We start from the raw sequence: 25,005 nt of genomic DNA, 5'->3' as shown, positions 1-25,005 counted from the left end.
ATTGGTACGCGTTTTGAAATATAAATGTTAGAATAATAAGAAAACTAAAAAGGGGACTAAAAAACATGTTCACACTCCGAGTAGATGACGAAATCGAACTACAATTACTAGAAAAACAGTAACTACTCAGCCACCTTTCGGTGTCTTTTTTAAATTTTACTAGTTTCATATGCCTCCCATTTGTAAATACTGAGTATATCAAACAGGGGAGGTGAATCTTATGGTCGATCGAAAAATTATTTTAGATACATATAAAAAAGGACCTGAAGCTGTTATTTCTTTATTTGAAGAAACATTTTCTAAGTTAGAAAAACGTATACAAGAACTAGAAAATGCTTCAAAAAAAAACTCCAAAAATAGTCATAAGCCACCTTCTACAGATGGTTTGGGTAAGCCCGTTACAAAAAGTTTGCGCAAACCGTCTCATCGTCAAACGGGTGGCCAGTTGGGCCACAAGGGACATACTCTTGGTTTGACAGCGACTCCAGATCATACGATTACACATTCTCCTACATATTGTACTTGTTGTCATACTTCCTTGAACCACGAGCCTGTAAAAGGGTATCGCATTCGCCAAGTGTATGACTTACCACCTATTCAGATCGAAGTGACAGAACATAAAGTAGAACAGAAAGAATGCCCACATTGCCATTCTATCCAAGAAGCCCAATTTCCTTCGACAGTATCTCGTCCTGTTCAATATGGTCCAAATATAAAAAGACTGATTCCCTATTTAACGCATTATCAATGCATTTCTTTGAAGCGAACAAAAGAATTCTTTCAGGATTGTTTTGGACATTCTATAAGCGAAGGAACCCTGGTAAATCATACACAGGCTTTCGCTTCTCAATTGCAGCCATTCATAAAAGAAGTAAAGGAAAAGATTCTGCAGTCTCCTGTTGTCCATTTTGATGAAACTGGTATGCGTGTAGAAAACAAAACACAATGGTTACATACTGCCAGTACACCGGAGGTGACATTGCAACATATTCATCAAAAACGTGGAAAAGAAGCAATGGATGCTGGAGAAATCTTGCCATCTTTTTCTGGAATTGCGATGCATGATGGTTGGAAATCGTATGATGCGTATACAGATTGTCGTCACGTTTTATGTAATGCCCATCTCTTACGAGATTTACAAGGAATTATAGATAGTACTGGAGAACAATGGGCACAACAGATGCAGAAATTTCTAACGCAAGCGTTGACGATGAAAAAGCAATCCGAAGGTACCATGCCAAAAGCGACGCAAAAGAATCTGTTTATTATGTATCAATCCATATTGAAAGAACAACAGATTCTTTCCACGAAACAAAAGAAGAAAGGAAAGCAGACGCCTTCTCAAAATTTATGGAATCGCTTCGTCAAGTATTCTGACAGAATTCTAGGGTTTTTAGAACATCCAGCCATTCCATTTGATAACAATCAAGCAGAACGGGATATTCGGATGACGAAAGTAAAACAGAAAGTGTCTGGGACTTTCCGAAGTAAGAAAGGCGCAGAATCTTTTTGTCAGATACGAAGCTTTATGAGTACCATGAAAAAACAAAAACAATCGGTCTTACAAGCGATAAACCAAGTCATAGAAACTAGAACGGTTCCTTGGAATAACACGACTTCATAAGAGAATTTCTCTATTTGGCATAGATTCTTTCTCTGATTGGAGTATTTTCTTTTCATGTTTTCGAATCGGAAACATGTATTTGGCCTGTTTTTTTATTTGAAGAAGCTGAGTAGTTACGAAAAACATCATAAAGAGGAATTATATCAATTATTAGATCAAAACCGTAATCATTTACGGAAATGGCTCCCTTGGGTAGGTGGGACAAAATCTGCTGATGCTTATGATGAAATTTTTCCGATGTGGTTAAAGAAGTTTGCAGAGGGAGACGGTTTTGAAAGTGGTATACGTTACAAAGGAAAGCTCGTTGGGATGGTAGGCATTCATCCAGTGAGCTGGGGGAAGAAAGCGACGAGTCTTGGGTATTATCTTGCAGAAGATGCTGGCGGGAAAGGTATTATGACGCGTAGCGTAAAGGCTGTACTTCACTATGCATTTGAAAATTTAAAGCTGAATAAAATTGAAATTCGGTGCGGTGTTGGAAATGCGAAAAGCCGCGCAATTCCAGAACGTTTAGGATTTAAGTTAGATGGTATTTTACGAGATGAAGAATGGCTATATGATCATTTTCATGATATCGCTGTATATAGTTTACTAGCTTCAGAATGGAAAGAGATTCGATGAACGAGAAGATTCATATTGTTCCGTATGAAAGTAAATTTCAAGACGAAGTAGTAAATCTTATCGTTCATATTCAGCAAAAAGAGTACAATGTCCCCATTGCGAAAGAAGAGCAGCCAGACCTGCTTGAAATAGAAACATTTTATCAAAGGAATCATGGAAACTTTTGGGTAGCAAATTATGATGGTAAAGTAGTTGGAACAGTAGCTTTATTAGATATTGGGAATCATCAAGTAGCGTTAAGAAAAATGTTCGTAAAAAAAGAATTTCGCGGAAAAGAGTGGGGTGCATCACATAAGTTGCTCCAAACAGCAATTTCATGGGCTGAGAATAAAAAGCTGAAAGATATTTACTTAGGAACGACAGTGAAATTTTTAGCGGCGCATCGCTTTTATGAAAAGAATGGTTTTCAAAGTGTGAGTATAGACGAGTTGCCGAAAAACTTTCCGGTGCTACAGGTAGATAAGAAATTTTATAGGTACATTGTGTAAAAGGTCATTTAGAAATGGCCTTTTTCTATGAACTAAAATGGAAATAGTGGTATAATTTGGATTAGGGGGGTGTAGGTATGAACTTTCCAATTCAAAGAAGTAAGTCAGTAGTCATTTTCGTTTGCCTTACGTTAGTTTTTATGTTTATATATCCAATTGTCATGCTTTTCACTAATAAAGCGCATTGGATGTCAGCGTTGATTGGGATGGGTTTATGCTTCATTGTAAATGTACCACTCGTTTGGGAAGTATTTATTAAAAAACATAAAGTAGAAAATGGCGTATTAAAGTACGGTATTTTAAATGATGATATTGTATTAAAAGATGTGAGAATTATACGTCAGGTCGGAAAGTCTCTTGAAATTACGACGAATGCATATAAAGTACATATGGTTGCGATGCCGCAAGATATGAATGAATTTTTGGCGCTTATCGAAAAAGAAAATCCACATGTGAAAATAGAAATGGTGGGTAAGAAATGAAATATGTAAAACCTTTGTTTTGCTTAGAAATATTACTGGTGCTTGCTATTTGCACTAGAGTATATATGAAATGGGATTTGCCCTTATATATACCAATATTAATAAGTACTATTGCAGTGGCGCTTTTATATTATTTTCATTTTCAGCAAACAAAAAGTGAGAAAAGTAGCACTATGTAGTTAGGGGGATTAGAAATGAAAAAAGCCCTTATGTTATTTTTACTTCTGTTAACTGCATCCTTTCTTTTAATAGGGTGTAGTGCGAAGAAGGAAAAGGCTGATATGAACTTAGAAAAGGCACAAAAAGTTGAAATTGAATCACTTACTGATTCAAGTGAGAAAAAAGTAATTACCGATAAGAAAAAAATTGAAAAGCTGTTTGAAGTCATGAAAATGGATAAGTGGAAAATGCAATCGGCTCCTTTAGATACTCCGCAAGGGAAAACATTTACAATGTATCAAGAGGATACACCGAAATTATTGGATTCGAGTAAAGATAAAAAAGAGTTACATGAAATTGGTACGATGACAGTATATAAAGATGTCCCTTATGTCGAAGTTGAAATGAAAAATAAGAAAATGAGTTTTAAAGTGCCAGAAGATGTGGCGAAAGAGTTATTAAAGTATTAATAAAAAAAACGCTCGGAAACATCCCGAGCGTTTTTTTTATTATTTTAAGTTCTCTGGATTTAAAGCTTCTAATTCAGCTACAACGAAGCGTCCGTCTTTACGGATGAGTACGTCGTCGAAGTAAATTTCGCCGCCGCCGTATTCAGGGCGTTGGATACATACTAAATCCCAGTGAATGTTCGAGTTGTTACCGTTCCATGCATCGTCGTAAGCTTGTCCAGGAGTGAAGTGGAAGCTGCCATCGATTTTTTCATCGAATAGGATGTCTCCCATTGGATGTAAGATGTATGGGTTTACGCCGATTGCGAACTCACCAACGTAGCGTGCGCCTTCGTCTGTATCGAAGATTTTGTTAATGCGTTCTGAATCGTTTGCAGTTGCTTCAACGATTTGGCCGTTCTCGAACTTAAGTTGTACATTTTCAAATGTATAACCGTTGTAAGGAGATGGTGTGTTGTAAGAAACTGTACCGTTAACAGAATCACGAACTGGTGCAGAGTATACTTCACCGTCTGGAATGTTTAAATGACCGGAGCATTTAATTGCTGGAATGTCTTTAATAGAGAATGTTAAGTCAGTTCCAGGACCAGTTAAACGAACTTTATCTGTTTTATTCATTAATGTAACAAGGCTGTCCATCGCCTTATCCATTTTACCGTAGTCTAAGTTACATACTTCAAAGTAGAAGTCTTCGAAAGCTTCTGTACTCATTTTAGCAAGCTGTGCCATAGAAGCATTTGGGTAGCGAAGAACAACCCAGCGTGTTTTTGGAACGCGAATGTCTCTATGAACTTTTTTACCAACTGTTTGGCCATGAACTTTCATACGCTCACTTGGAACGTCAGCTTGTTCATTAATATTATCGCCAGAGCGAAGGCCGATATAAGCGTCCATGTCTTTCATTACGCTTGCTTCATATGCAGCGATTTGTTCGAAATGTTCTTCAGTAGCACCCATTAATAAAGAGCGATCTACTTGATGATCTTTTAAAGAGACGAATGGGAAACCACCAGCTGCATATGCTTCTTTTACAAGTGCAGTTACAAGTTCTTTTTGTAAGCCAAAGTTTTCAATTAATACTTTTTCACCTTTTTGTAAGCGGATAGAGTAGTTAATTAAATTGTATGCTAACTTTTCAATACGTGGATCTTTCATATGTAAAGCCTCCCTACTAATTATGTATCCTCTCCTATTGTAACCTACTTAGTGGAATTTGTTGAATGATTTATGTTACAGTTAACGAATAAGTATGAAAATTCTAATGATGAGATAGGGATTAGAATGAAACGGAAAATGATTGTATAATAGGGGAAAGTATGAAAAAGATAAAGGAAGTGATGAAATGCAAGTTCTTTTATATGTAAGTGCGGCTATTATCGCGGTTGCTTTCGCAGTATTAGTAGTGTATGTATGTAGAACGTTGTTATCGGTTCAGAAGACGTTAGAAAACGTTGCAAGCACGTTAGAAGGTTTAGAAAAACAAATGCAAGGAATTAGCGTAGAGACAGAGCAATTATTACATAAAACGAATGCGTTAGCTGATGATATTCAACAGAAGTCACAGTCATTAAATAAAGTGGTAGCGGGTGTAGATGGGATTGGAACGACAATCCAATCTTTAAATACGAAGCTTCGTAATGTATCAGACTCTGTAACGGACGAAATTGAAAATAACGCTGATAAAGTAGCGCAAGTTGTACAGTGGAGCAGTGCGGCGATTGAAGTATACAATCATTACCGTGCGTCGAGACAAGAGAAGAAGGTTGAAAAAGAAGAGCGTAAATTAGAAAGAATTGAGAAAAAAGCTGAAAAGAAAGAGAAACGCTCTAGATTTCGTATGAGAGGTGAATCGTGATGAATATGACAAAACTTGAAACAATTGAAGAGCTTGAAGTCTTAGTAGAAAAGAACGAGCCGTATGTTCTTTTTAAACACAGTACGACATGCCCAATTAGTCACGGTGCATACACAGAATTTCAAGCGTATTGCAGCGAAGAAAGAGAAGTGCCAGCGTATTACTTATACGTACAAGATGCGAGAGATGTGTCAAATCGTGTTGCAGAACAATACAGTATTAGACATGAATCACCGCAAGTGTTATACATAAAAGATGGGATGGTAGTATGGAATACATCTCATTGGAATATTAAAAAAGATGCTTTAGAAGAGAATATAAAGTAAAAAGAAGCAAGCTAAAGGTGCTTGCTTCTTTTTTTTTGTTTTTGTTGAAATATATTTAGTGGTACACTATTAATAGTTCAAACTAAATAACTAGATTGTTGAAAGTAGGTTTTAAGTAATGAAGAAAATGGCATTATCCTTCGCAGTCGTAAGTTTATTACTGGGAGCTTGTAGTAACAATAGTAATACGATTAGTAAGAAGGATGAAGTTATACAAAAAGATACAAAAGAAAAAAGTATGATTCCGAGAACTGCTGTTTCTAAAGATTATTATAGAACTGTTATTCCTTTAAAAGAACAAAAGGTTATTAATACAGCTAATATAAAAACAAATTCTAAATTAGATTTAGCAGAGTATGAAAATGGTTTAATAAATATTGCAACGCAGCAATTTGATACAGAGAGTCACGTACTGCAATTAAACCAGTATATTCCAGAGAAACAAATTGATGAACTAGTTGCGAAAGTAGAAGCGCCAGTTTTGACAAATATTATAGAACAAGATTATTTCGGAAAACAGAATTCAAATGAATTAAGTTTATCTGGTGTTATGATTGGCTTAGCTATGTCTTCAAGTGTATCGAATGAAGAGGCTATGTCTAAAGGGACTGAAGTTGCTAAACAACTTATTGAAGCTATTAACAAAAATGATAAATATAACAAATCTCCAATTACGTTTGCTATCTTTAAGCAAGAAAGTACAAGTTCTTTAAAAAATGGTACGTATATTGCTAGTGCTACTGTTCAAAAGAATGATACGAACCTTGGAAATTGGAGTACGATCGATGAAAAGTCGTATTCATATCCTTCTGATGAATTTACACAAGCACATGGAGAAGATAATACAAAAATAAATAACTTTGCTAAGGAAATAAAAGGTTTTTCTAATGGAGATTTTATTCCAGTCAACGCTAAAGTTTCTTATAAGAAAGATCAAATGGATACATTAAATATGAATATTGTTATTAAATATAACGGTAAAACAGAATTAATGGCTCTTACCCAATTGGCTGCTCAAGGCATGTTAGACAAATTGCCTAAAGATGCGAAAGTACAATTACAGATCAAGTCCGAGAGTAAAATTGAGGCCGTTATTATAAAAGAGAAAAACAGTGATAAACCGTTTGTTTCCTTCTTGTAAAAAAAGACAGTATGTAAACTGTCTTTTTTTTATTTTAAATGAAAATATATAATGTTTTTTGATAGTAATTCCTTGCTGTATATCGTGTGACAATCGTATATGTATCAGCTATAATAAATTATCTTAAAAAAGTAACATATAGGAATTTGAAAGAGGTGGCTTTCTTATGGCATCACAACAATTAGGTCGTTTACGTTCTGAAATTGATCAACTTAATTTACAAATATTAGAGTTACTAAACGAAAGAGGTCGTCTCGTACAAGAAGTTGGTAATTTAAAAGAAGTACAAGGTGTGAAACGTTTTGATCCTGTACGTGAAAGAAATATGCTGGATTTAATTGCAGAGAATAATAATGGTCCATTTGAAACTTCGACTTTACAACATATTTTCAAACAAATTTTTCAAGCTGGTTTAGAATTACAAGAAGACGATCATCGTAAAGCATTACTTGTTTCTCGTAAGAAAAAAATAGAAGATACGATTGTTGAAATTAATGGTGAAAAAATTGGTGACGGAAATCAGCATTTTATTATGGGACCGTGTGCAGTGGAAAGTTATGAACAAGTACGTCAAGTTGCTGAAGCAATGAAAGGGCAAGGTCTGAAATTAATGCGTGGTGGTGCGTTTGGTTCTGGTGCAAAAAATTAGGTTAATTGCAAGTAATCTTCTAATTTTGGACATACTGATACGATTACTCTACAAAAGGGATGTGATCAGTATGAAAAAGGACAATTTGTTTAAATGGAAGCATTACCAACCAGATATAATTTTATTAACTGTACGTTGGTACCTACGGTACAATCTAAGTTTTCGAGATTTGGTGGAAATGATGGAAGAAAGAGGATTATCTTTAGCTCATACAACGATTATGCGCTGGGTCCATCAATACGGACCGGAACTGGATCAACGGATCCGACGTCATCTTAAACAAACAAATGATTCATGGCGAGTGGATGAAACGTATATAAAAGTAAAAGGGCAATGGATGTATTTATACCGTGCGGTTGATTCTGAAGGAAATACGATTGACTTCTATCTCAGTAAAACTAGAAATCATAAGGCTGCAAAGCGATTCTTTAAAAAGGCTTTGCAGTCTTTTCATGTCTCAAAACCTCGTACAATCACAATTGATAAAAATCCTGCTTATCCAGTTGCCATCACTAAATTAAAGAGCGAGAAAAAAGTGCCGTTAGGCACTCAAATTCGGCAGATAAAATATCTAAATAACGTAGTGGAGCAAGACCATCGATTCATTAAAAAACGTGTACGCTCTATGTTAGGGTTTAAATCTTTTGGCACCGCTACATGTATACTTGCAGGAGTAGAAGCCATGCATATGATAAAAAAAGAACAGGTTGATTTACGGGATCAGTCTGTTCAAAATCAAAAAGAATTTATTCATCAATTATTTGGATTAACAGCGTAAAGAATGATTCCAATAGGAATCCTCATTATTTCTTGGGAACGTATCCTTTCTTTGCACCAGAACCGGCTGAAGTACATCCAGATCCAGCTGTAGCTTTATCTGATGCAGCGCAACAAATGAATATACCGCAGTTCAATGATTTTATGAATGAATTAAAATCATTTGGAAGTAAATTATAAAAACTTTTAATGAGCTGTTCCAAAAAGGCATTTTGGAACAGCTTTCTCCTATTGTATAGCGACTGTCATTGTCGATTTTTGTTGGTAAGTTGATATATTTAAAAAATCGCTGATATAATTAGAGTTGCGGTCGATATATTTGGAAAATCGCTGATATATTTCGAGTTACAGTCGATATATTCGAAAAATCGCCGATATAAATTTCATTTACTATCGTACTGCTTAAAATAAGATTTCTACTAAGGAAACATCTATTTTTTTACAAAAAATGCCCTTTTTTCATAAAAAATACGAAAATACGAGAAAAGAAGCGAATTTTTTCGAAACTTTTGCGGGAAAATATTGTATGAGCCTGCGTTTTTATCGTATCATTAGTAAAAGGAAGAACTCGGGACGATTGGTGGCATCTGCAAATAGAGTTGATGTCTTTTTTTCATTCAAGTAACCGATACATAAAAATAGATAACAAAAATAGAAGGAGTGTGCGATGAGATGAACGTAACAATATATGATGTAGCGCGTGAAGCGAACGTTTCAATGGCTACCGTATCACGCGTTGTGAACGGTAACCCAAATGTAAAGCCTACAACAAGAAAGAAAGTATTAGAAGCAATTGATCGTTTAGGATACCGCCCAAATGCGGTAGCACGTGGACTAGCAAGTAAGAAGACAACTACAGTAGGTGTTATTATTCCTGATATCTCAAATACGTTTTATGCAGAACTAGCTCGTGGAATTGAAGATATCGCAACAATGTACAAATATAACATCATTTTAAGTAACTCTGACCAAAACAAAGAGAAAGAGTTCCATTTATTAAATACGATGCTTGGAAAACAAGTGGACGGAATTGTTTTCATGGGTGAAGATATTACAGATATTCACATTGAAGAATTTAAAAAATCTCCAGTACCAATTGTATTAGCAGCATCATTTGATGAGCAAAATGAAACGCCATCAGTAAATATTGATTATACACAAGCAGCTTATGATGCAATGAAGCACTTTATCGAGCAAGGACATAAACGTATCGGTTTCGTCTCTGGTCCTTTCATTGATAAAGCGGGAAGCGCGAAGAAGTTACAAGGTTATAAAAAAGCTTTAGAAGAAGCAGGTATTTCATATGATGAAAATCTTGTAATCGATGGAGATTACACATATGACTCAGGTATCGAAGCATTCGAAAAGCTTTGGAGCAATGATGAAAAGCCAACAGCAATCTTCGTATCTTCTGATGAAATGGCACTAGGTGTAATCCATGCAGCACAAGACGCTGGATTAAACGTACCAACTGACGTAGAAGTACTTGGTTTCGATAATACACGCCTTGCATTAATGGTTCGTCCGCAGCTTTCAACAGTTGTTCAACCGATGTATGATATCGGTGCAGTAGCAATGCGTCTATTAACAAAGTATATGAACAAAGAAAAAGTGGAAGATCACACTGTTATCTTACCTCACCGTATCCAATTTAGAGATTCAACGAAGTAAGTATAAAAAAGCTCACAGCGATTGCTGTGAGCTTTTATTCGTATTCAGGATAGTATTTTTGTACGACTGCATTTACCATTTCGTCTTTCTTAACGTGTAAAAATCTTGCATACAATTCTTTTCCGGTTTCAAATGGGGTATCGTCTAATTCAAACACATGCAATAGTTTTCGAAACGTCCATGTTATTTGCTGGCCGTACTTATTATCGTACGTATGCTCAGACTGTATAGCGATTTGTTCGCCTAGTGCATGAGCTTTTTCCAAACTGTTTGCTTTAACAAGAATAATACTTTCTTCAAAAAGTGTATCGTGATTCTCTTCATAATACTCATCAATTTTCGTAGAATCAGTCTCACCAGAATGAACAGACTCAAATAATAATTTTACAGCGTACAGATTATGCTGCATGTTTCACTTTATAAATAATACTTGCGACAAGCGAAGCAGGTATTGTAAATACGTTACTTTGATAATGGTAATGTACTTGGGATTCTTCATAAGACATGTTGTCATATAGTTCGTTTTGTGAGACACTCATTTTTTTCTGTTTTTCTTTGAGCATTTTAATGTAGTTGTACTGTATTGGGACGAGAATGATAAAATAAGCTAATACGATTAGTGAAATCCAAATCATTATGAACACTCCCTTATAAAGAATATTTCTATATAACAATTATATCAATAAAAAGAAAAAATAACCATTTTTTTGTTGGAGCTAATTTTCTTCTAAAAATGCAAACAGTTCCTTTTGGTTTTTTAAATTGTGATTAATACATGTTCGAGCAACATATTTCAATCCTTGTAATAATGCATCTACGTGAAAAGTATCATAATGAATTATATTTCCCTCTACCATCGTTTCGTCTTTTTGTAAGTTAATTGATATTTTTAGTACAGTTATATTACTTTGTAAATTTACAACTTCGATGTAAAAAAACTGTTTGTCTAAGTCAATCGTAACATAATCGAATCGTTCGGATAGCTCTAATTTATATGTAGTAGTATATTCCAAATGAAAGCCTCCTTATTGTATAAGTGTATGTTATAATGCCTTCGCTATAGATGGGGCTATTCCTTGTTATATGTCACATAAGTGCAAATTTAACTATTATAGGGCAATGTCATGTATAATAGAAAGAAAAGGCTTGTGAGGGGGGAAAAGAGATGATCGTTCTTTGGATAATTACGCTTTGTATGACTGCTATTTTTGCATATATGACGTTAAAACAAAATGGTTTAAAGCGATTTGTTCCAGGAAGTATTCTTGCAGGAATTGCCCTTATCACGTATGTAATTTCTATTTTTATTGAAAGTGTATCAGTAGATATGAGCACAAGTTTAATGTTTATTGGTATTACACTATTTGCAGGTAGCATTATGGTACTTATGGTTGCTGGTATTATTTTATTTATTCATATGAATTCGGAAACGTTATAGCATATAGAAAAGGCATGTCCCGAGGGGACATGCCTTTTTATCCGTTCAATTATGCTCTATCTTTAGAAGAGTTTTGCTGTTTTAGTAAGTCGCGAATTTCGCCAAGAAGTTCTTCTTCTTTTGTTGGTTCTGGAATTTCTTCCTCTTTTTCTTCTTCTTTTTTAGATGTTAGTTTGTTGAAAACTTTAACAAACATAAAGATAGAAGCTGCGATAATTAAGAAGTCAAAAATTGTTTGGATGAAGTTACCATACATAACAGCAGATTTACCGTATCCAAAGTGTAAACTTGTAAAGTCAACGCCACCTAATACCATACCAAGTAATGGTGTGATGATATCTTTTACTAAAGAACTAACGATTTTACCGAATGCAGCACCGATTACAACCCCGACAGCTAAATCAACGACATTCCCTTTGAAAGCGAATTTTTTAAACTCGTTCCACATGTGTTAATCCCATCCTTTCCACGATTCATTATGAAATTTATAATTCCTATCAACATATTCTATAGAAATTTACGAGAGAAATAAAGAGGGAATGGGAATGAAAGTAAATTCTGAAAAATGTATCCGTTTTAATTTTTGTTTACATCATCTAGTAAAGATTGTAGCATTTGTTGCGTTTTTAATCCTTCTAATCCATCTACAACAGGCTTTGTATCGCCTTGTACACACTTAATAAAATGATGAACAGCATCTTCAAAACCACGTTGTTTTAACGTCGTATCCCATGATGGGGAACCACTTTGTGAAACTGAGTTTTCCTGTTCAATTTCAAATGTATTCATATTTTTTACGCGAATGATTTTCCCTGGCGTTACAAGTTCAATTTGTTCTAAATTTGTACCGGCATGGCGATGCATTGCAGTAGAAAGTAACAGTCCACTTGGAGTTGTATATGTATGATGTCCGTAAAGAAGTTCATTCTTTTCATTGATTTGCATCATATTGTGAACGGCGTTAAGGTCATCATTAGCTAACCAGCGAGCGGTATCTACAATGTGTAAATAATCATCTAACATAGTGAAGTCGTACGTATATGGCCCGACTTTATTTGTACGATGCTTTTCAATTCGAATCCATGAAATATCATTAGCCTGTTCTTTGGCAGCGACATACATAGGAACGAATCTGCGATTAAATCCGACCATTAATTTTCGGTTATACTTCTCGCTTAACTCGACTAGTTGCTCAGCTTGTTCCACTGTAGCTGCTAGCGGTTTATCAACATAAACGTCGATCCCTTTTTTTAGAAGTTCAGAAACGATTTCATAATGCGATGCAGTTGAACTATGAACGAAGATTGCATCGCATTCCGAAGCTAACATTTCAATAGAATGAAAGTCTTGAATTCGGTATTGCTGGCAAACTTGTTTTCTTTTCTCTGCGTTAGGTGTAAACGCCCCTACAAAATTCCAATCAGTTTCTTTTGTAAGTGTTGGAAGATAGGCCTTTTGCGCAATACTTCCAAGTCCAATCATCCCAATTTTAGGTTTGTTCATGTTTATTCCCACCCTATTAATATTAATGTAACGGCTTAAATGTAGCATAGGGTGGGGGAGGAAGGCAAAAATTAGCTTTTTACTTACGGCCTTCTAACAAAATCTTCTCTATCTCCTCAAAGTGATGAGCGCGAGCATGCTCTAGCGGGGTAACACCATCATTGTCTGGAATATTTACATCTGCACCGTGCTCAATAAGAAGGCGAATGACTTGTTGCTGTGTTTCGTTTCCGTTACTTAGTACGATGGCTTCCATTAAAGCTGTCCATCCCAGGTTATTTACATGATTTACATCAATATTTGTTCGAGTGAGGAGTTCTTTTATGACGTCAATATAGCCATGTTCTGAAGCTGGGATAAGAGCTGTTCCGCCGTAACGATTTGTAATCGTAGGATCTGCACCAGCATCAATTGTTAGTTTTAAAATGTCTAAGTAACCTTCCGCACCGGCGTATAGAAAGGGATTATTTTTCATGTCATCTTGAATATTTACGTCAGCACCGGCTTTGATAAGCGCCTTTGCGGTTTTTACATCATTTTTGTATGTAGCAATCATAAGCGGAGTGCGTCCTTGACTATCCGTCGCATTTATATTTGCGCCTTGTTTTAGTAAAGATATAACAGTATTCGTTTCATTTTTTTCAGTAGCTGCTAGTAGTGCAGTCTCCATGTTTGTCATCTCCTTTTTTACTTCTTGTTCTTGCGAGCATCCTTGTAAAAAAATTACGCAACATATCATATTGAATGTTTTTTTGAACATGGAATTTCAACCTCCTAATTTCAACTGTAAAATAGGAACATTAAATTTTTATAAACTGACGCTAAAATTACTATAAAATCGCTTGAGTAATTGAACATATATTTTTATGCTTATAAATAATAAGGTTTGATAAAGTGAAACTTTAATCAGTGGGGGTTTTGTTCATCCCCCACTGATTATTAGTTGAACCAATCGGGCTTTTATGGGCAGTTGATCCCCCACTTAACTTCTTTGCTTTCTCTGAATTTTGAGGTCGGGATTTTACTGCCCGTTAATGCGGGGTAAAGTGAGGATTTAAGATATGTCTATTAAAACAAGGTTTTTATTTTCTTATATTGCTGTTATCCTCGTTTCCATTACGCTTATATTAGTCGCGGGATTTTTAATCGTTTTTTCGATAACAGGTGACTTGGAAGCAGTGAAAAATTTCTATAAAAGTTCTTACATTCAAAAGCCGCTTACACCAGAAGAAGAGAATGCCTATCTTGAGTTGAAGTCAGCAGCTAAACAGCATCAATCTCAATTGTTAGATGAGTCGTTTGTCTCAGCAATAGAAAAAGAGGGTGTGAAAATAGTAGTAAGAAAAGGAGAAACACTTTCATATGCTTCAAACGTATTTGAAAGTGTATCTTTAAAAGAAGCCCTTCCGAAATTTGAATCAGCAAATATTAATAGTCGTGGTACAACGGAACTAGGCGATACATTTTATCGATATGTAAAGTTTGATTTTTATTTTCCTCAGGAAGAAGAGGGAAGTATATTTGTATTAAAAAAGCAAAGTTCATTTGTAGATCTTACACAAAAATTATTTCCAATCTTATTCGTAGCGCTCTTACTACTAGCCATTTTACTCATTGGATTATTAAGTTACCTCGTTTCAAGAAGTGTAATAAAACCAATTTTTGTATTGAAAGGCGCAACGGAGAAAATTAAAGAAGGAAATTTAGATTTTCAAATACCAGTTACATCACACGATGAAATAGGGCAATTAAATCAAGGATTTGAGGAAATGAGGAAGAGATTAAAAGAATCGATAGAGATGCAAACGCAGTATGAAGAAAATCGAAAAGAGCTTATTTCAAACATCTCTCATGATTTAAAAACACCGATTACATCAATTATCGGATATGTAGAAGGAATAAAGGACGGAGTAGCAAATACGCCAGAAAAAATGGATAAGTATTTAACAACTATCCATACGAAAGCAAGACATATGGATACACTTATTGATGAATTATTTTTATTCTCAAAGCTCGATTTGAATCGAGTTCCCTTTCAGTTTGAAACGGTTGAATTGAATACGTTTATGCAAGAGTTAATCGAAGAGATGCAAATGGATTTAAGTAAAGAAGGTATAGAAGTTAACTTGCAATTACATACATCACCACTATATGTAACGGCTGATTGCGAAAAGATAAATAGAGCTATATCAAATTTAATTCATAATAGTGTGAAATACATGGATAAAGAAGAGAAGAAAATTACTGTAACAGTATCGAGTAATAATAATAAAGTTATTGTGAAAGTGATGGACAATGGATCAGGTATAGAATCTGATACGCTACCTTATATCTTTGAACGTTTTTATCGTGCAGAACAATCGCGGAATTCTAGCACAGGTGGAAGTGGACTTGGTTTAGCAATAGCGAAGCAAATTGTTGAAGAACATGGCGGGAAAATTTGGGCGGAAAGCGAGCTTGGTAAAGGCACAAGCATTTTCTTCTCATTGGAAAAAGTAGAGGAATGTGGTGAGTAAATTGAAAAGAATTTTACTAATAGAAGATGAAGTAAGTATTGCAGAATTACAGCGAGATTATTTAGAAATTAATGATTTCCAAGTTGATGTAGAGCATTCAGGAGAAATAGGTTTACAAACAGCCTTGCAAGAAGACTATGATTTAATTATTTTAGATATTATGCTTCCGAAAATGAACGGATTCGAAATTTGTAAACAAATACGTGCTGTAAAAGATATTCCGATTCTACTTGTTTCAGCAAAAAAAGAAGATATAGATAAAATTCGCGGACTCGGATTAGGAGCGGATGATTATATAACGAAACCGTTTAGTCCGAGTGAATTAGTCGCAAGAGTAAAAGCGCATATTGCCCGTTATGAAAGATTATTAGGAAATGTAAGTAAGCAACGTGATACGTTATATATTCACGGAATTTCTATCGATCAACGAGCGAGAAAAGTTTTTATAAACAATGAAGAAGTGGCATTTACAACGAAGGAATTTGATTTATTAACATTCTTTGTAACACATCCAAACCAAGTATTAAATAAAGAACAGTTATTTGAACGCATTTGGGGACTAGACTCAGCTGGTGATTTAGCTACTGTTGTTGTTCACATTAGAAAACTACGTGAAAAAATTGAAAGAGATCCTGCTCACCCGCAATATATTGAAACAGTATGGGGAGCTGGTTATCGTTTTAACGTGTAATATACCTGCCGAGTAATTGGCAGGTTTTTTGTATGTTATTCGAATGAAAAGGAAGAAATAGGTAATTTGTGTTAAAATGTAAAGAGAAACAAAACAGAGGAGAGCATAGGGAGCGAGCTATATGTTGGGGGATATATTAAAAGATAATAAATCAAATAAGACTTTAAAGATTGGAACTAATATCGTACTTATCTTATTGATTATTGGTGCAATACAAATGGTAACTACTCAGCTACCTTTTGGTGTTTTTTTAAATTTTACTAGTTTCATATGCCTCCTATTTGTAAATACTGAGTATATCAAACGAGGGAGGTGAATAGGATGGTCGATCGAAAAATCATTTTAGATGCATATAAAAAAGGACCTGAAGCTGTTATTTCTTTATTTGAAGAAACATTTTCTAAGTTAGAAAAACGGATACTCGAACTAGAAAATGCTTCAAAAAAAAACTCTACAAATAGTCATAAACCACCTTCTACAGATGGTTTGCGTAAGCCTGTTACAAAAAGTTTACGCAAATCGTCTCATCGTCAAACTGGTGGCCAGTTGGGCCACAAAGGACATACTCTTGGTTTGACAGCGACTCCAGACCATACAATTACGTATTCTCCTACATATTGTACTTGTTGTAACACGTCCTTACACCAAGAACCTGTAAAAGGATACCGCATTCGCCAAGTGTATGATTTACCACCTATCCAGATAGAAGTGACGGAACATAAAGTGTCACAAAAAGAATGCCCACATTGCCATGCCATCCAAGGAGCCCTGTTTCCTTCTACCGTCTCTCGTCCTGTCCAATATGGTCCAAATATAAAAAGACTGGTTCCTTATTTAACACATTATCAGTGTCTTTCTTTGAAACGCACAAAAGAATTCTTTCAAGATTGTTTTGGACATTCGATTAGTGAAGGAACTTTGATAAATCATACAAACAGTTTTTCGGCTCAATTACAGCCCTTTCTCCAAGAAGTAAAAGACAAGATTCTTCAGTCTCCTGTTGTCCATTTTGATGAAACCGGTATGCGAGTAGAAAATAAAACACAATGGTTACATACTGCTAGTACACCGGAGGTGACATTGCAACATATTCATCAAAAACGCGGAAAGGAAGCAATGAATGCGGGAGAAATTTTACCGTCTTTTTCTGGAATTGCAATGCATGATGGTTGGAAATCGTATGATGCGTATACAGATTGTCGTCATGTATTATGTAATGCCCATCTCTTGCGAGATTTGCAAGGAATTATAGATAGTACCGGACAAAAATGGGCACAACAGATGCAGAAATTTCTAACGCAGGCTTTCACGCTGAAAAAGCAATACAAAGGAAGTCTGCCAAAATCGGAGCAACAGAATCTATTTATCGTTTATCAATCCATATTGAAAGAACAACCAGTCTTTTCTGCAGAATTAAAAAAGAAAAGAAAGCAGACGCCTGCTCAAAATTTATGGAATCGCTTCGTCAAATATGCTGACAGAATTTTAGCATTCTTAGAACATCCAGACATTCCATTTGATAACAATCAAGCGGAACGGGATATCCGAATGACGAAAGTAAAACAGAAAGTGTCTGGAACTTTCCGAAGTAAAAAAGGCGCAGAATCTTTTTGTCAGATACGAAGCTTTATGAGTACCATGAAAAAACAAAAACAATCTGTCTTACAAGCGATAGGCCAGGTTATAGAAACCGGAACGATTCCTTGGAATCGCATGACTTTATAAGAGAATTTCTCTATTTGATCTAGATTCTTTTTCTTATTGAAGTATTTTCTTTTTCATGTTTTCGAATGGAAAACATGTATTTGGTATGCCCTTTTTCCTAACTAAGCTGAGTAGTTACTACAAATGTTTTATGATGAAGATTCTACGAATGATCATTTCGATTGGTTCTTTTTTGCGATCTTTTGGGTAATTAAAAGCATTTCTAGCTCTAAGGTAAGTTTAAAAGATAGAGATAAAAAGTCGGTATTACTTGATGTGGGTTTAGTTGTTATTTCTTTTGTTTTTTTAGTTGTTTTTAGTGTGAAATATTTCATTTGAAAAAAGCTCATAGTCGTATAGAGGCTATGAGCTTTTTGTCAGTGTTTAGGTTTTCTTAATAATAATGGTAATAACGATTTATAAAATGTTTGAGTAGTAGAAGTAAACTGAGCAGCTTCTTCTAAAAAAGGATAATGGTTGCTGTTTTCGAATGGAATGAAGATAGAATTACGTATCCCATCATGTATCTCGATAGAATATTGAATTGGGCACTGTACATCATATCTTCCGCATATAATAAGTGTCTTTGTTTGGATGGAAGGTAAATTCTCTCTTAAATCAAATGAAGGATATTCATTGGCGAAAGCATTCATCCGGCTAATGGACATTGTTTTATTGATTGGTTTACAAAAATAAGAGTTGTAGTTTTCTGGTTTATACAATGATAATTTTGTTCTCTTAGTAGATAGTTCTTTCCGTTCTTCATTTGTAAGGTGAGGGCTTTTTAAGTTTTCGATGAGTTTTTGCATATAATGAAACTGTGGATGTGCTGGGTGATAAATGCAGAATGGTGTTTCGGTATAGTTACTTGCTGCAGCTCCTGCTACGACTAATGATTGTAAGGAATGTGGATATGTAATTGCATATAAAAGTCCAAGCATACCACCTGTTGAATGGCCAGCGAAATGCCATGTTGGAAGTTGTAATGCTTCTCGTATGGCTTCCAAGTCGTGGATTGTTTCAATCATGCTTAATTCTTTTTCTGAATTGGCTTTTAACGAGTTACCAGCGTCTCGTAAATTAATGAGAAATACACGATGCGTAGCAGTAAAAACATCCGCAAAGGAATCACCAGTTTCATTAAATTGTGAATAGTGATGTGTAATACAAAGCGATTCGCCATCTCCTTTTGTAAAGAGTTCAAATGTACCACGTTTCGTGTGGATCATTTGTCGTTTCCACATAATATCACTACCTTTTCTCATAAAAGTTGGGCCAGGCTGTTATGAAATGAAAATATATCGGCGCATCTCGAAATACATTAGCGATTATTAAAATATATCGACTTACCGACAGAAAACGACAATAATAGCAAGCTTTAAATAAAAGGAGGCTATTCAAAAACGAGCCTCCTTTTCGTTTAGTATAAAGATTTTGTCATATTATTCCGAATAATTTCAAGGGATTTCGCTACAGTTAATGCGTTTTTTTCTTCAATTTCTGGTTTACGGGGGATAGGTTTATACATGTTGTCTGGATCTTCCCATGTGAGGGGAAGTTCTGTTTCTGCTTGTCCTTTCCAAGCTTCAATCCATTCTGGAGGGAGATAACCTGAGATGTTTTGGATGTTGTTCATTTCGAGCCAAATGAGTGCCCAAGCTCTTGGAACGACGCGCCAGTGATCATAGCCACCGCCACCGACAGCGATCCAGCGACCGTCGCAATATTCATTAGCAATTTCACGAGCGAGCTTCGGTATTTCGCGGTAAATATTCATTGTCGCACAAAGATGCGTAAGTGGGTCATAATAATGTGCGTCAGCACCATTTTGCGTTAAAATAATATCCGGTTTAAAGTACGCTGCAACTTCTTTTACAACAGTTCGATATGATTTTAAGAACGATTCATCTTCTGTAAAAGCATCGAGTGGAACGTTAAAAGAATAACTATAGCCATTACCTTGTCCGCGTTCATTTACAGCGCCAGTTCCAGGAAATAAATAGCGACCAGTTTCATGTAGTGAAATGGTGCATACGTTAGGGTCATCATAAAACGACCACTGTACGCCATCACCGTGATGAGCATCTGTATCAATATATAAGACGCGTAAACCGTATTTCTTTTGAATATATTTCATTGCGATAGAACTGTCGTTATAAATACAAAAGCCAGATGCTTTGCCGCGAAAGCCGTGATGTAAGCCGCCGCCCAAATTAAGTGCGTGTTTTACTTTTCCGGAAAGAACAGCATCGACAGCTGTTAATGTACCACCAACGAGCAATGCGCTTGCTTCGTGCATATTTGGGAACATCGGTGTATCTTCTGTTCCGAGTCCATATGTCATTGCAATTGATTTTTCTAACTTTCCTTCTCCAGCACGTTTTACCGCATTTATGTACTCCTCTGTATGAACGTAGGCGATTTCTTCATCTGTAGCCGTCCGTGGTGAGATGATTTGAGAGGGAGAGATGAAACCGCCCTTTTGTAATAAATCATACGTAAGTGTGACGCGCAGTTGGTTAAAAGGATGATCAGGGCTAAATGAATAGCCCCGGAAGTCATCCGAATAAATAAACGCGCTACTCATGCCTGCATCCCCATGATGTTTGGCCATAATACGCGGTAGCCTTCTGCTTCAAGTGCATCAATCACTTTTAGAGGATTCATCGTTTGAATGCGGAAAACGAGTACTTTATCATTCTCATCTTTTGCTGGATAGACGAGAACGCTCACGATATTTATTTGTAAATCACTAAAAATAGCAACGACTTTTCCAAGAATACCAGGTTCGTTTTTTACTTGAATTTCAATTTGCGAACTTGGTTGATGTGCTCCTGTTAATTTTACTAACGTGTGTAATACTGTAGATTCAGAAATGATTCCAACTAACTTCCCGGCCTTTGTAACAGGAAGACAGCCAATTTTATTTTCAAAAAATAAAGTAGCAATTTCCTCAACGAAATCGAGAGGATGGCAAGTCATAACAGGATGTTTCATAATAAGTTCGAGCGGTTGCTGTAGCATATCGAGTGAAACTTGTTCATCTAGAATAGACGGACTTGCATCCCTTACATCCCGATCAGAAATAATGCCTACGACGTGATTATTTTGATCGACAATTGGAATGTGCCGAATGCCTTTCGTGCGTATCGTTCGGATTGCTGTTTCGATTGTATCGTTTGGATGTAATGTAACTACATTTTGATTCATAATTTCTTCTACAATCATTCCAGTTGCCCCCTTTATTAATACATAAAACGATTGTGAAAACGTAGACGATCAAAAGCTTGAATAGAATCCGTATCAACGCGTTTACCGATGCGGACCATTAAACAGTTGGCAGGATGTGAACAAATTTCAGGATCGTCTGTAGCCATCCATTGTAACCCGCCAGCATTCATCATCTTCTCCATTACTTTTCGGTATTCCCACACATTCAATCCTGTTTGTTTCAAATCCCAGTGCCAATAATATTCAGTCGTCAATATAATGTAATCTTCCATATAATCGTCCATCATAGAAACCTCTAGTAAGTTCTTTCCGACAGAACTCCCGCGGAAGGCTGGGACTACTTCAATTGCCCCAAGCTCAATTAAGTTTTCCATTTTTCCTTCTGACCATCGTTCAAGTGGATCAGGATACAAGTATGTAACATATCCAACAATTGTTTGGTCATGTCTAGCAATAATGAGACGAGCTTCTGGTAATTTAGAAATTTCGACAATTGCTTTATATTGTTGCTCGGCAGGACGAAACGCAATTAAGTCTGGATGAAACTCATACATTTCTAAGTTATGTGTAGAGACAGGACCTTCAATAATTAAAGTGCCTTTCGCTGTTTTTAAGTTTCTAGCATTATATATTTTTTTATGAATCAATGTATTGCTCACCACCTTGAGGGTTTGTGAATCTATTAATATCGTACTTTATAATATATGCGATGTGAATCGAAATTTGTCATTAAAAATTTGTCTAAAAATCAACAAATATACTGAAAATTTTAAATAATGTCATTATAATAGATAATAGAATACATAGGAGGGGGATGTAAAGTATGAAAGTAGAAACGCTTCCTGTCATTAAAGGAGAAAATAATTTGCCGAATTATGATGAGGCATACGCGAATTTTAACTGGGAAGAGGTTAATAAAAACTTTACTTGGAATGAAACAGGCCGAGTAAATATGGCGTATGAGGCAATTGATAAGCATGCGAAATCCGATCGAAAGAATAAAGTAGCTCTTTATTATCAAGATGGATCGCGAAAAGAGAAATATACATTTAAGGAAATGAAGGATTTTTCTAATAAAGCAGGAAACGTCCTTAAGAATTATGGCGATGTAGAAAAAGGCGATCGCGTTTTTATTTTTATGCCACGTTCTCCAGAGTTATATTTCGCACTTTTAGGTGCAGTGAAATTAGGAGCAATTGTTGGACCGCTATTTGAAGCATTTATGGAAGGCGCAGTTCGCGATCGCTTAGAAGATAGCGAAGCAAAGGTGTTAATTACAACGCCTGAATTATTAGAGCGCGTACCATTAAATGATTTACCGGCTTTAAAAACAGTTTTCCTTGTTGGAGATAATGTAGAAGAAGGCGGTAAAACGGTAGCGTTCAATCCGTTATTTGAACAAGCTTCAAAAGAATTACATATTGAATGGTTAGGCCGTGAAGACGGTTTGATTCTACATTACACGTCTGGTTCTACTGGTAAGCCAAAAGGTGTGCTTCATGCGCAAAACGCAATGGTTCAGCACTATCAAACGGCGAAGTGGGTATTAGATTTAAAAGAAGACGATGTATATTGGTGTACTGCTGACCCGGGCTGGGTAACTGGAACAGCTTACGGTATTTTCGCACCGTGGTTAGTTGGAGCGTCAAATGTTATTTTAGGTGGACGCTTTAGTCCGGAAGCTTGGTATGAAGCACTGCAAGATTACGGTGTGACGGTTTGGTACAGCGCACCAACAGCATTCCGTATGTTAATGGGAGCTGGACAAGACGCAATTAAAAAATATGACTTATCACAAGTTCGTCACGTATTAAGCGTTGGTGAGCCGTTAAATCCAGAAGTAATTCGCTGGGGTATGAATGCATTTGGACTTCGTATTCATGATACGTGGTGGATGACAGAAACAGGTGGACAAGTAATTTGTAACTACCCTTGTATGGAAATCCGTCCAGGTTCAATGGGTAAACCAATTCCAGGTGTGAAAGCAGCGATTGTTGATAATGAAGGAAATGAAGTGCCTCCTTACACAATGGGTAACTTAGCAATTGCGAAAGGTTGGCCATCTATGATGCGCGGGATCTGGAATAACCAGCAAAAATATGAATCTTATTTCATGCCGGGAGATTGGTACGTATCAGGTGACTCTGCCTATATGGATGAAGATGGATACTTCTGGTTCCAAGGACGTATCGACGATGTAATTATGACGTCAGGTGAGCGCGTTGGTCCGTTTGAAGTAGAAAGTAAATTAATCGAGCATGCTGCTGTTGCAGAAGCTGGTGTAATTGGTATTCCTGATCCGGTGCGCGGCGAAATTATTAAAGCATTTATCGCACTTCGAGCAGGATACGAACCATCTGATGAATTAAAAGAAGAAATTCGTCAATTTGTAAAGAAAGGCCTAGCAGCTCATGCAGCGCCACGACAAATTGAATTTAGAGATAAATTACCGAAAACGAGAAGTGGTAAAATTATGCGCCGCGTATTAAAAGCGTGGGAGCTGAATTTACCAACAGGTGACTTATCAACGATGGAAGATTAAGAGGGAAAGGTCTGAACGAAAAATGTTCAGGCCTTTCTTTTTTATGATATCATGAACTTGTATATATAAGTTAAAGGGGATAGTATGATGAAAACAGAAAAGGAAAAGATGATACTAGGAGAAATGTACATACCGGCTGATCCAGTTTTAGTACAAGAAAGAGAGCAAGCACGTATATTAACGAGAAAATTAAATGATACGCCAGAAGAACAATTGAAAGAGCGTAGCGAAATCGTAAAAGAATTATTTGGAACGACAGGAGATAATATTCATCTTGAATCTTCTTTTAGATGTGATTACGGCTATAACATTCATGTCGGTGAAAATTTTTACGCGAACTTTGACTGTACGATTTTAGACGTATGCCCGGTAACAATCGGAGTGAACTGTATGTTAGCTCCAGGTGTTCACATTTATACAGCAACGCACCCGCTTGATCCAGTAGAGCGTATAAGCGGATCAGAATACGGAAAACCAGTTACAATTGGCGATAACGTATGGATTGGCGGAAGAGCAATTATTAATCCAGGTGTAACAATTGGAGACAATGCGGTGATCGCATCTGGTGCTGTCGTAACGAAAGATGTGCCTAATAATGTAGTAGTTGGCGGGAATCCTGCAAAGATTATAAAAAAACTAAAATAATATTTGAACGAAGTGCCTTCCTCGTCTGTATACAGTTATAAAAGAATAGATGAGGGAGGCTTTTATATGTCTAATAAATTACTTCTTGCGACGTTGTAAAGGATTGACAAGAAGGGAAACCTGACCTCTATTTGACACGCCTATATAAATGATGGTATAAAGAAAAGTATATGAATAATTGAGCGTGGAAAGGGAGAAGTAGTGATCATTTCCCTGTTTTAGAGAGCTGATGGCCGGTGAAAATCAGCACATAGATGATCGCGAATTACGCCCCTAGAGCATCTTTTTTCGATTGAATTGTATTCAAAAGGGAAAAGACGGTGCTAAGCCGTTATGTAAATAAGGTGGTAGGCTTTTTTTTGCTTGCAACTAGGGTGGTAACGCGATAATCAAAATCGTCCCTTATTTGAAGGGGCGATTTTTTTATGTTTTCAACCTTCACGCCAGTAATGAACTTAAAGGAGAGTATGTA

Annotated in this window: 28 protein-coding genes, 3 pseudogenes and 1 other annotated feature; of the genes and pseudogenes, 20 read left to right on the top strand and 11 right to left on the bottom strand. The window is 36.1% G+C overall.

The window, feature by feature from the left end; all coding sequences use genetic code 11:
- Window positions 1–220: 220 nt before the first annotated feature.
- From tnpC (AC3WVZ_RS22310) to AC3WVZ_RS22285, 6 genes are all read left to right on the top strand, one after another.
- A complete protein-coding gene (tnpC, locus tag AC3WVZ_RS22310; RefSeq protein ID WP_233935200.1) occupies window positions 221–1,624 on the top strand; it encodes an IS66 family transposase in 1,404 nt (467 codons plus the stop codon).
- A gap of 54 nt (window positions 1,625–1,678) precedes the next feature.
- A complete protein-coding gene (locus AC3WVZ_RS22305) occupies window positions 1,679–2,245 on the top strand; it encodes a GNAT family N-acetyltransferase (RefSeq protein ID WP_233935417.1) in 567 nt (188 codons plus the stop codon).
- Complete coding sequence (locus AC3WVZ_RS22300) at window positions 2,242–2,733, top strand: GNAT family N-acetyltransferase (RefSeq protein WP_074047999.1); 492 nt, start codon at window positions 2,242–2,244, stop codon at window positions 2,731–2,733. Before AC3WVZ_RS22305 ends, AC3WVZ_RS22300 begins: the two co-directional genes overlap by 4 nt.
- Before the next feature lie 77 nt (window positions 2,734–2,810).
- Window positions 2,811–3,215, top strand: coding sequence for a PH domain-containing protein (locus AC3WVZ_RS22295; protein WP_001010641.1), 405 nt, complete (start codon window positions 2,811–2,813; stop codon window positions 3,213–3,215).
- On the top strand, window positions 3,212–3,394 hold the full coding sequence (locus tag AC3WVZ_RS22290; RefSeq protein WP_000878355.1) for a hypothetical protein: 183 nt from the start codon (window positions 3,212–3,214) through the stop codon (window positions 3,392–3,394). Before AC3WVZ_RS22295 ends, AC3WVZ_RS22290 begins: the two co-directional genes overlap by 4 nt.
- Window positions 3,395–3,409: 15 nt before the next feature.
- Window positions 3,410–3,844: a hypothetical protein gene (locus tag AC3WVZ_RS22285; RefSeq protein WP_000709855.1), complete on the top strand. Its 435-nt coding sequence runs from the start codon at window positions 3,410–3,412 to the stop codon at window positions 3,842–3,844.
- Window positions 3,845–3,883: 39 nt separating this feature from the next.
- Here the strand turns inward: AC3WVZ_RS22285 and AC3WVZ_RS22280 are convergent, their stop codons facing one another.
- Complete coding sequence (locus AC3WVZ_RS22280) at window positions 3,884–4,999, bottom strand: aminopeptidase (protein ID WP_000654727.1); 1,116 nt, start codon at window positions 4,997–4,999, stop codon at window positions 3,884–3,886.
- A 187-nt stretch (window positions 5,000–5,186) separates the two neighbouring features.
- On the opposite strand from AC3WVZ_RS22280, the gene AC3WVZ_RS22275 reads away from it, so the two are divergent.
- From AC3WVZ_RS22275 to ccpA, 7 genes and pseudogenes are all read left to right on the top strand, one after another.
- Window positions 5,187–5,699, top strand: coding sequence for a DUF948 domain-containing protein (locus AC3WVZ_RS22275; RefSeq protein ID WP_001197720.1), 513 nt, complete (start codon window positions 5,187–5,189; stop codon window positions 5,697–5,699).
- On the top strand, window positions 5,699–6,025 hold the full coding sequence (ytxJ, locus tag AC3WVZ_RS22270; RefSeq protein ID WP_001057469.1) for a bacillithiol system redox-active protein YtxJ: 327 nt from the start codon (window positions 5,699–5,701) through the stop codon (window positions 6,023–6,025). The genes AC3WVZ_RS22275 and ytxJ overlap by 1 nt, the downstream gene beginning before the upstream one ends.
- A gap of 118 nt (window positions 6,026–6,143) precedes the next feature.
- A complete protein-coding gene (locus AC3WVZ_RS22265; protein ID WP_233935415.1) occupies window positions 6,144–7,166 on the top strand; it encodes a CamS family sex pheromone protein in 1,023 nt (340 codons plus the stop codon).
- A 166-nt stretch (window positions 7,167–7,332) separates the two neighbouring features.
- Window positions 7,333–7,794: pseudogene (gene aroA, locus AC3WVZ_RS22260) on the top strand (chorismate mutase); the annotation flags it as partial.
- 91 nt (window positions 7,795–7,885) lie between these two features.
- The gene (locus AC3WVZ_RS22255; protein ID WP_233935413.1) at window positions 7,886–8,593 is read left to right on the top strand and encodes an IS6 family transposase; all 708 of its coding nucleotides are present in this window, start codon (window positions 7,886–7,888) and stop codon (window positions 8,591–8,593) included.
- Between the two features lie 65 nt (window positions 8,594–8,658).
- A pseudogene (locus AC3WVZ_RS22250) lies at window positions 8,659–8,772 on the top strand (bifunctional 3-deoxy-7-phosphoheptulonate synthase/chorismate mutase); the annotation flags it as partial.
- 492 nt (window positions 8,773–9,264) lie between these two features.
- On the top strand, window positions 9,265–10,263 hold the full coding sequence (gene ccpA, locus AC3WVZ_RS22245; RefSeq protein ID WP_001103297.1) for a catabolite control protein A: 999 nt from the start codon (window positions 9,265–9,267) through the stop codon (window positions 10,261–10,263).
- A gap of 34 nt (window positions 10,264–10,297) precedes the next feature.
- On the opposite strand, the gene AC3WVZ_RS22240 is transcribed toward ccpA, so the two are convergent.
- From AC3WVZ_RS22240 to dhp61, 3 genes are all read right to left on the bottom strand, one after another.
- The gene (locus tag AC3WVZ_RS22240; protein ID WP_033693599.1) at window positions 10,298–10,660 is read right to left on the bottom strand and encodes a DUF4288 domain-containing protein; all 363 of its coding nucleotides are present in this window, start codon (window positions 10,658–10,660) and stop codon (window positions 10,298–10,300) included.
- A 1-nt stretch (window position 10,661) separates the two neighbouring features.
- Window positions 10,662–10,898: a DUF3949 domain-containing protein gene (locus AC3WVZ_RS22235; protein ID WP_000637902.1), complete on the bottom strand. Its 237-nt coding sequence runs from the start codon at window positions 10,896–10,898 to the stop codon at window positions 10,662–10,664.
- A gap of 81 nt (window positions 10,899–10,979) precedes the next feature.
- Window positions 10,980–11,276: a protein Dhp61 gene (dhp61, locus tag AC3WVZ_RS22230; protein WP_016125924.1), complete on the bottom strand. Its 297-nt coding sequence runs from the start codon at window positions 11,274–11,276 to the stop codon at window positions 10,980–10,982.
- Window positions 11,277–11,428: 152 nt separating this feature from the next.
- On the opposite strand from dhp61, the gene AC3WVZ_RS22225 reads away from it, so the two are divergent.
- Window positions 11,429–11,701 carry a DUF3917 domain-containing protein gene (locus AC3WVZ_RS22225; RefSeq protein WP_000636589.1) on the top strand — a complete coding sequence of 91 codons (273 nt, stop codon included), beginning with the start codon at window positions 11,429–11,431 and terminating at the stop codon, window positions 11,699–11,701.
- A gap of 49 nt (window positions 11,702–11,750) precedes the next feature.
- Here the strand turns inward: AC3WVZ_RS22225 and mscL are convergent, their stop codons facing one another.
- From mscL to AC3WVZ_RS22210, 3 genes are all read right to left on the bottom strand, one after another.
- Window positions 11,751–12,149: a large conductance mechanosensitive channel protein MscL gene (gene mscL, locus AC3WVZ_RS22220; RefSeq protein WP_000267011.1), complete on the bottom strand. Its 399-nt coding sequence runs from the start codon at window positions 12,147–12,149 to the stop codon at window positions 11,751–11,753.
- 128 nt (window positions 12,150–12,277) lie between these two features.
- Complete coding sequence (locus AC3WVZ_RS22215) at window positions 12,278–13,204, bottom strand: Gfo/Idh/MocA family protein (protein WP_001039694.1); 927 nt, start codon at window positions 13,202–13,204, stop codon at window positions 12,278–12,280.
- Between the two features lie 79 nt (window positions 13,205–13,283).
- On the bottom strand, window positions 13,284–13,964 hold the full coding sequence (locus AC3WVZ_RS22210; protein WP_065381852.1) for an ankyrin repeat domain-containing protein: 681 nt from the start codon (window positions 13,962–13,964) through the stop codon (window positions 13,284–13,286).
- 301 nt (window positions 13,965–14,265) lie between these two features.
- Between AC3WVZ_RS22210 and AC3WVZ_RS22205 the strand changes: the two genes are divergently transcribed.
- The 4 genes and pseudogenes from AC3WVZ_RS22205 to AC3WVZ_RS22190 all read left to right on the top strand — a co-directional run.
- Window positions 14,266–15,720 carry a sensor histidine kinase gene (locus tag AC3WVZ_RS22205; protein WP_233935412.1) on the top strand — a complete coding sequence of 485 codons (1,455 nt, stop codon included), beginning with the start codon at window positions 14,266–14,268 and terminating at the stop codon, window positions 15,718–15,720.
- Window position 15,721: 1 nt separating this feature from the next.
- Window positions 15,722–16,411, top strand: coding sequence for a response regulator transcription factor (locus tag AC3WVZ_RS22200; protein ID WP_001986686.1), 690 nt, complete (start codon window positions 15,722–15,724; stop codon window positions 16,409–16,411).
- Window positions 16,412–16,732: 321 nt separating this feature from the next.
- Window positions 16,733–18,136, top strand: a complete 1,404-nt coding sequence (gene tnpC, locus AC3WVZ_RS22195) for an IS66 family transposase (protein ID WP_233935410.1) — start codon at window positions 16,733–16,735, stop codon at window positions 18,134–18,136.
- A 117-nt stretch (window positions 18,137–18,253) separates the two neighbouring features.
- Window positions 18,254–18,454, top strand: a pseudogene (locus tag AC3WVZ_RS22190) (hypothetical protein); the annotation flags it as partial.
- 38 nt (window positions 18,455–18,492) lie between these two features.
- Here AC3WVZ_RS22190 and AC3WVZ_RS22185 read toward each other — a convergent pair.
- From AC3WVZ_RS22185 to acuA, 4 genes are all read right to left on the bottom strand, one after another.
- Window positions 18,493–19,380, bottom strand: coding sequence for an alpha/beta fold hydrolase (locus AC3WVZ_RS22185; protein WP_233935408.1), 888 nt, complete (start codon window positions 19,378–19,380; stop codon window positions 18,493–18,495).
- Window positions 19,381–19,535: 155 nt separating this feature from the next.
- Entirely contained in the window at window positions 19,536–20,702 is a 1,167-nt protein-coding gene (gene acuC / locus AC3WVZ_RS22180) for an acetoin utilization protein AcuC (protein ID WP_000092832.1), read from the bottom strand.
- Window positions 20,699–21,343: an acetoin utilization AcuB family protein gene (locus AC3WVZ_RS22175; RefSeq protein WP_000634583.1), complete on the bottom strand. Its 645-nt coding sequence runs from the start codon at window positions 21,341–21,343 to the stop codon at window positions 20,699–20,701. The genes acuC and AC3WVZ_RS22175 overlap by 4 nt, the downstream gene beginning before the upstream one ends.
- Window positions 21,344–21,360: 17 nt before the next feature.
- Complete coding sequence (acuA, locus tag AC3WVZ_RS22170) at window positions 21,361–21,993, bottom strand: acetoin utilization protein acetyltransferase AcuA (RefSeq protein ID WP_000581388.1); 633 nt, start codon at window positions 21,991–21,993, stop codon at window positions 21,361–21,363.
- A 176-nt stretch (window positions 21,994–22,169) separates the two neighbouring features.
- Between acuA and acsA the strand changes: the two genes are divergently transcribed.
- Both acsA and AC3WVZ_RS22160 read left to right on the top strand, forming a co-directional pair.
- Entirely contained in the window at window positions 22,170–23,888 is a 1,719-nt protein-coding gene (gene acsA / locus AC3WVZ_RS22165) for an acetate--CoA ligase (RefSeq protein WP_000862049.1), read from the top strand.
- 84 nt (window positions 23,889–23,972) lie between these two features.
- Entirely contained in the window at window positions 23,973–24,533 is a 561-nt protein-coding gene (locus AC3WVZ_RS22160) for a maltose acetyltransferase domain-containing protein (RefSeq protein WP_002026426.1), read from the top strand.
- A 176-nt stretch (window positions 24,534–24,709) separates the two neighbouring features.
- Window positions 24,710–24,939, top strand: a binding site (T-box leader).
- Window positions 24,940–25,005: the final 66 nt, after the last annotated feature.

The organism is Bacillus sp. CPT56D-587-MTF, from assembly GCF_058792335.1.
The sequence above is the reverse complement of the archived record's forward strand: the minus strand, read 5'-3'. Positions and strand labels throughout refer to the sequence as shown.

Coding starts and splice junctions, on each gene's coding strand:
- AC3WVZ_RS22295 (WP_001010641.1), top strand. CDS start 2,811: ATGAACTTTCCAATTCAAAGAAGTAAGTCAGTAGTCATTTTCGTTTGC.
- AC3WVZ_RS22185 (WP_233935408.1), bottom strand. CDS start 19,380: ATGAGAAAAGGTAGTGATATTATGTGGAAACGACAAATGATCCACACG.
- AC3WVZ_RS22285 (WP_000709855.1), top strand. CDS start 3,410: ATGAAAAAAGCCCTTATGTTATTTTTACTTCTGTTAACTGCATCCTTT.
- AC3WVZ_RS22205 (WP_233935412.1), top strand. CDS start 14,266: ATGTCTATTAAAACAAGGTTTTTATTTTCTTATATTGCTGTTATCCTC.
- AC3WVZ_RS22235 (WP_000637902.1), bottom strand. CDS start 10,898: ATGATTTGGATTTCACTAATCGTATTAGCTTATTTTATCATTCTCGTC.
- AC3WVZ_RS22215 (WP_001039694.1), bottom strand. CDS start 13,204: ATGAACAAACCTAAAATTGGGATGATTGGACTTGGAAGTATTGCGCAA.
- AC3WVZ_RS22280 (WP_000654727.1), bottom strand. CDS start 4,999: ATGAAAGATCCACGTATTGAAAAGTTAGCATACAATTTAATTAACTAC.
- AC3WVZ_RS22265 (WP_233935415.1), top strand. CDS start 6,144: ATGAAGAAAATGGCATTATCCTTCGCAGTCGTAAGTTTATTACTGGGA.
- ytxJ (WP_001057469.1), top strand. CDS start 5,699: ATGAATATGACAAAACTTGAAACAATTGAAGAGCTTGAAGTCTTAGTA.
- ccpA (WP_001103297.1), top strand. CDS start 9,265: ATGAACGTAACAATATATGATGTAGCGCGTGAAGCGAACGTTTCAATG.
- AC3WVZ_RS22275 (WP_001197720.1), top strand. CDS start 5,187: ATGCAAGTTCTTTTATATGTAAGTGCGGCTATTATCGCGGTTGCTTTC.
- AC3WVZ_RS22255 (WP_233935413.1), top strand. CDS start 7,886: ATGAAAAAGGACAATTTGTTTAAATGGAAGCATTACCAACCAGATATA.
- tnpC (WP_233935410.1), top strand. CDS start 16,733: ATGGTCGATCGAAAAATCATTTTAGATGCATATAAAAAAGGACCTGAA.
- acsA (WP_000862049.1), top strand. CDS start 22,170: ATGAAAGTAGAAACGCTTCCTGTCATTAAAGGAGAAAATAATTTGCCG.
- AC3WVZ_RS22300 (WP_074047999.1), top strand. CDS start 2,242: ATGAACGAGAAGATTCATATTGTTCCGTATGAAAGTAAATTTCAAGAC.
- AC3WVZ_RS22175 (WP_000634583.1), bottom strand. CDS start 21,343: ATGATTGTAGAAGAAATTATGAATCAAAATGTAGTTACATTACATCCA.
- AC3WVZ_RS22305 (WP_233935417.1), top strand. CDS start 1,679: ATGTTTTCGAATCGGAAACATGTATTTGGCCTGTTTTTTTATTTGAAG.
- mscL (WP_000267011.1), bottom strand. CDS start 12,149: ATGTGGAACGAGTTTAAAAAATTCGCTTTCAAAGGGAATGTCGTTGAT.
- AC3WVZ_RS22210 (WP_065381852.1), bottom strand. CDS start 13,964: ATGTTCAAAAAAACATTCAATATGATATGTTGCGTAATTTTTTTACAA.
- AC3WVZ_RS22290 (WP_000878355.1), top strand. CDS start 3,212: ATGAAATATGTAAAACCTTTGTTTTGCTTAGAAATATTACTGGTGCTT.
- acuC (WP_000092832.1), bottom strand. CDS start 20,702: ATGAGTAGCGCGTTTATTTATTCGGATGACTTCCGGGGCTATTCATTT.
- AC3WVZ_RS22160 (WP_002026426.1), top strand. CDS start 23,973: ATGATGAAAACAGAAAAGGAAAAGATGATACTAGGAGAAATGTACATA.
- tnpC (WP_233935200.1), top strand. CDS start 221: ATGGTCGATCGAAAAATTATTTTAGATACATATAAAAAAGGACCTGAA.
- AC3WVZ_RS22225 (WP_000636589.1), top strand. CDS start 11,429: ATGATCGTTCTTTGGATAATTACGCTTTGTATGACTGCTATTTTTGCA.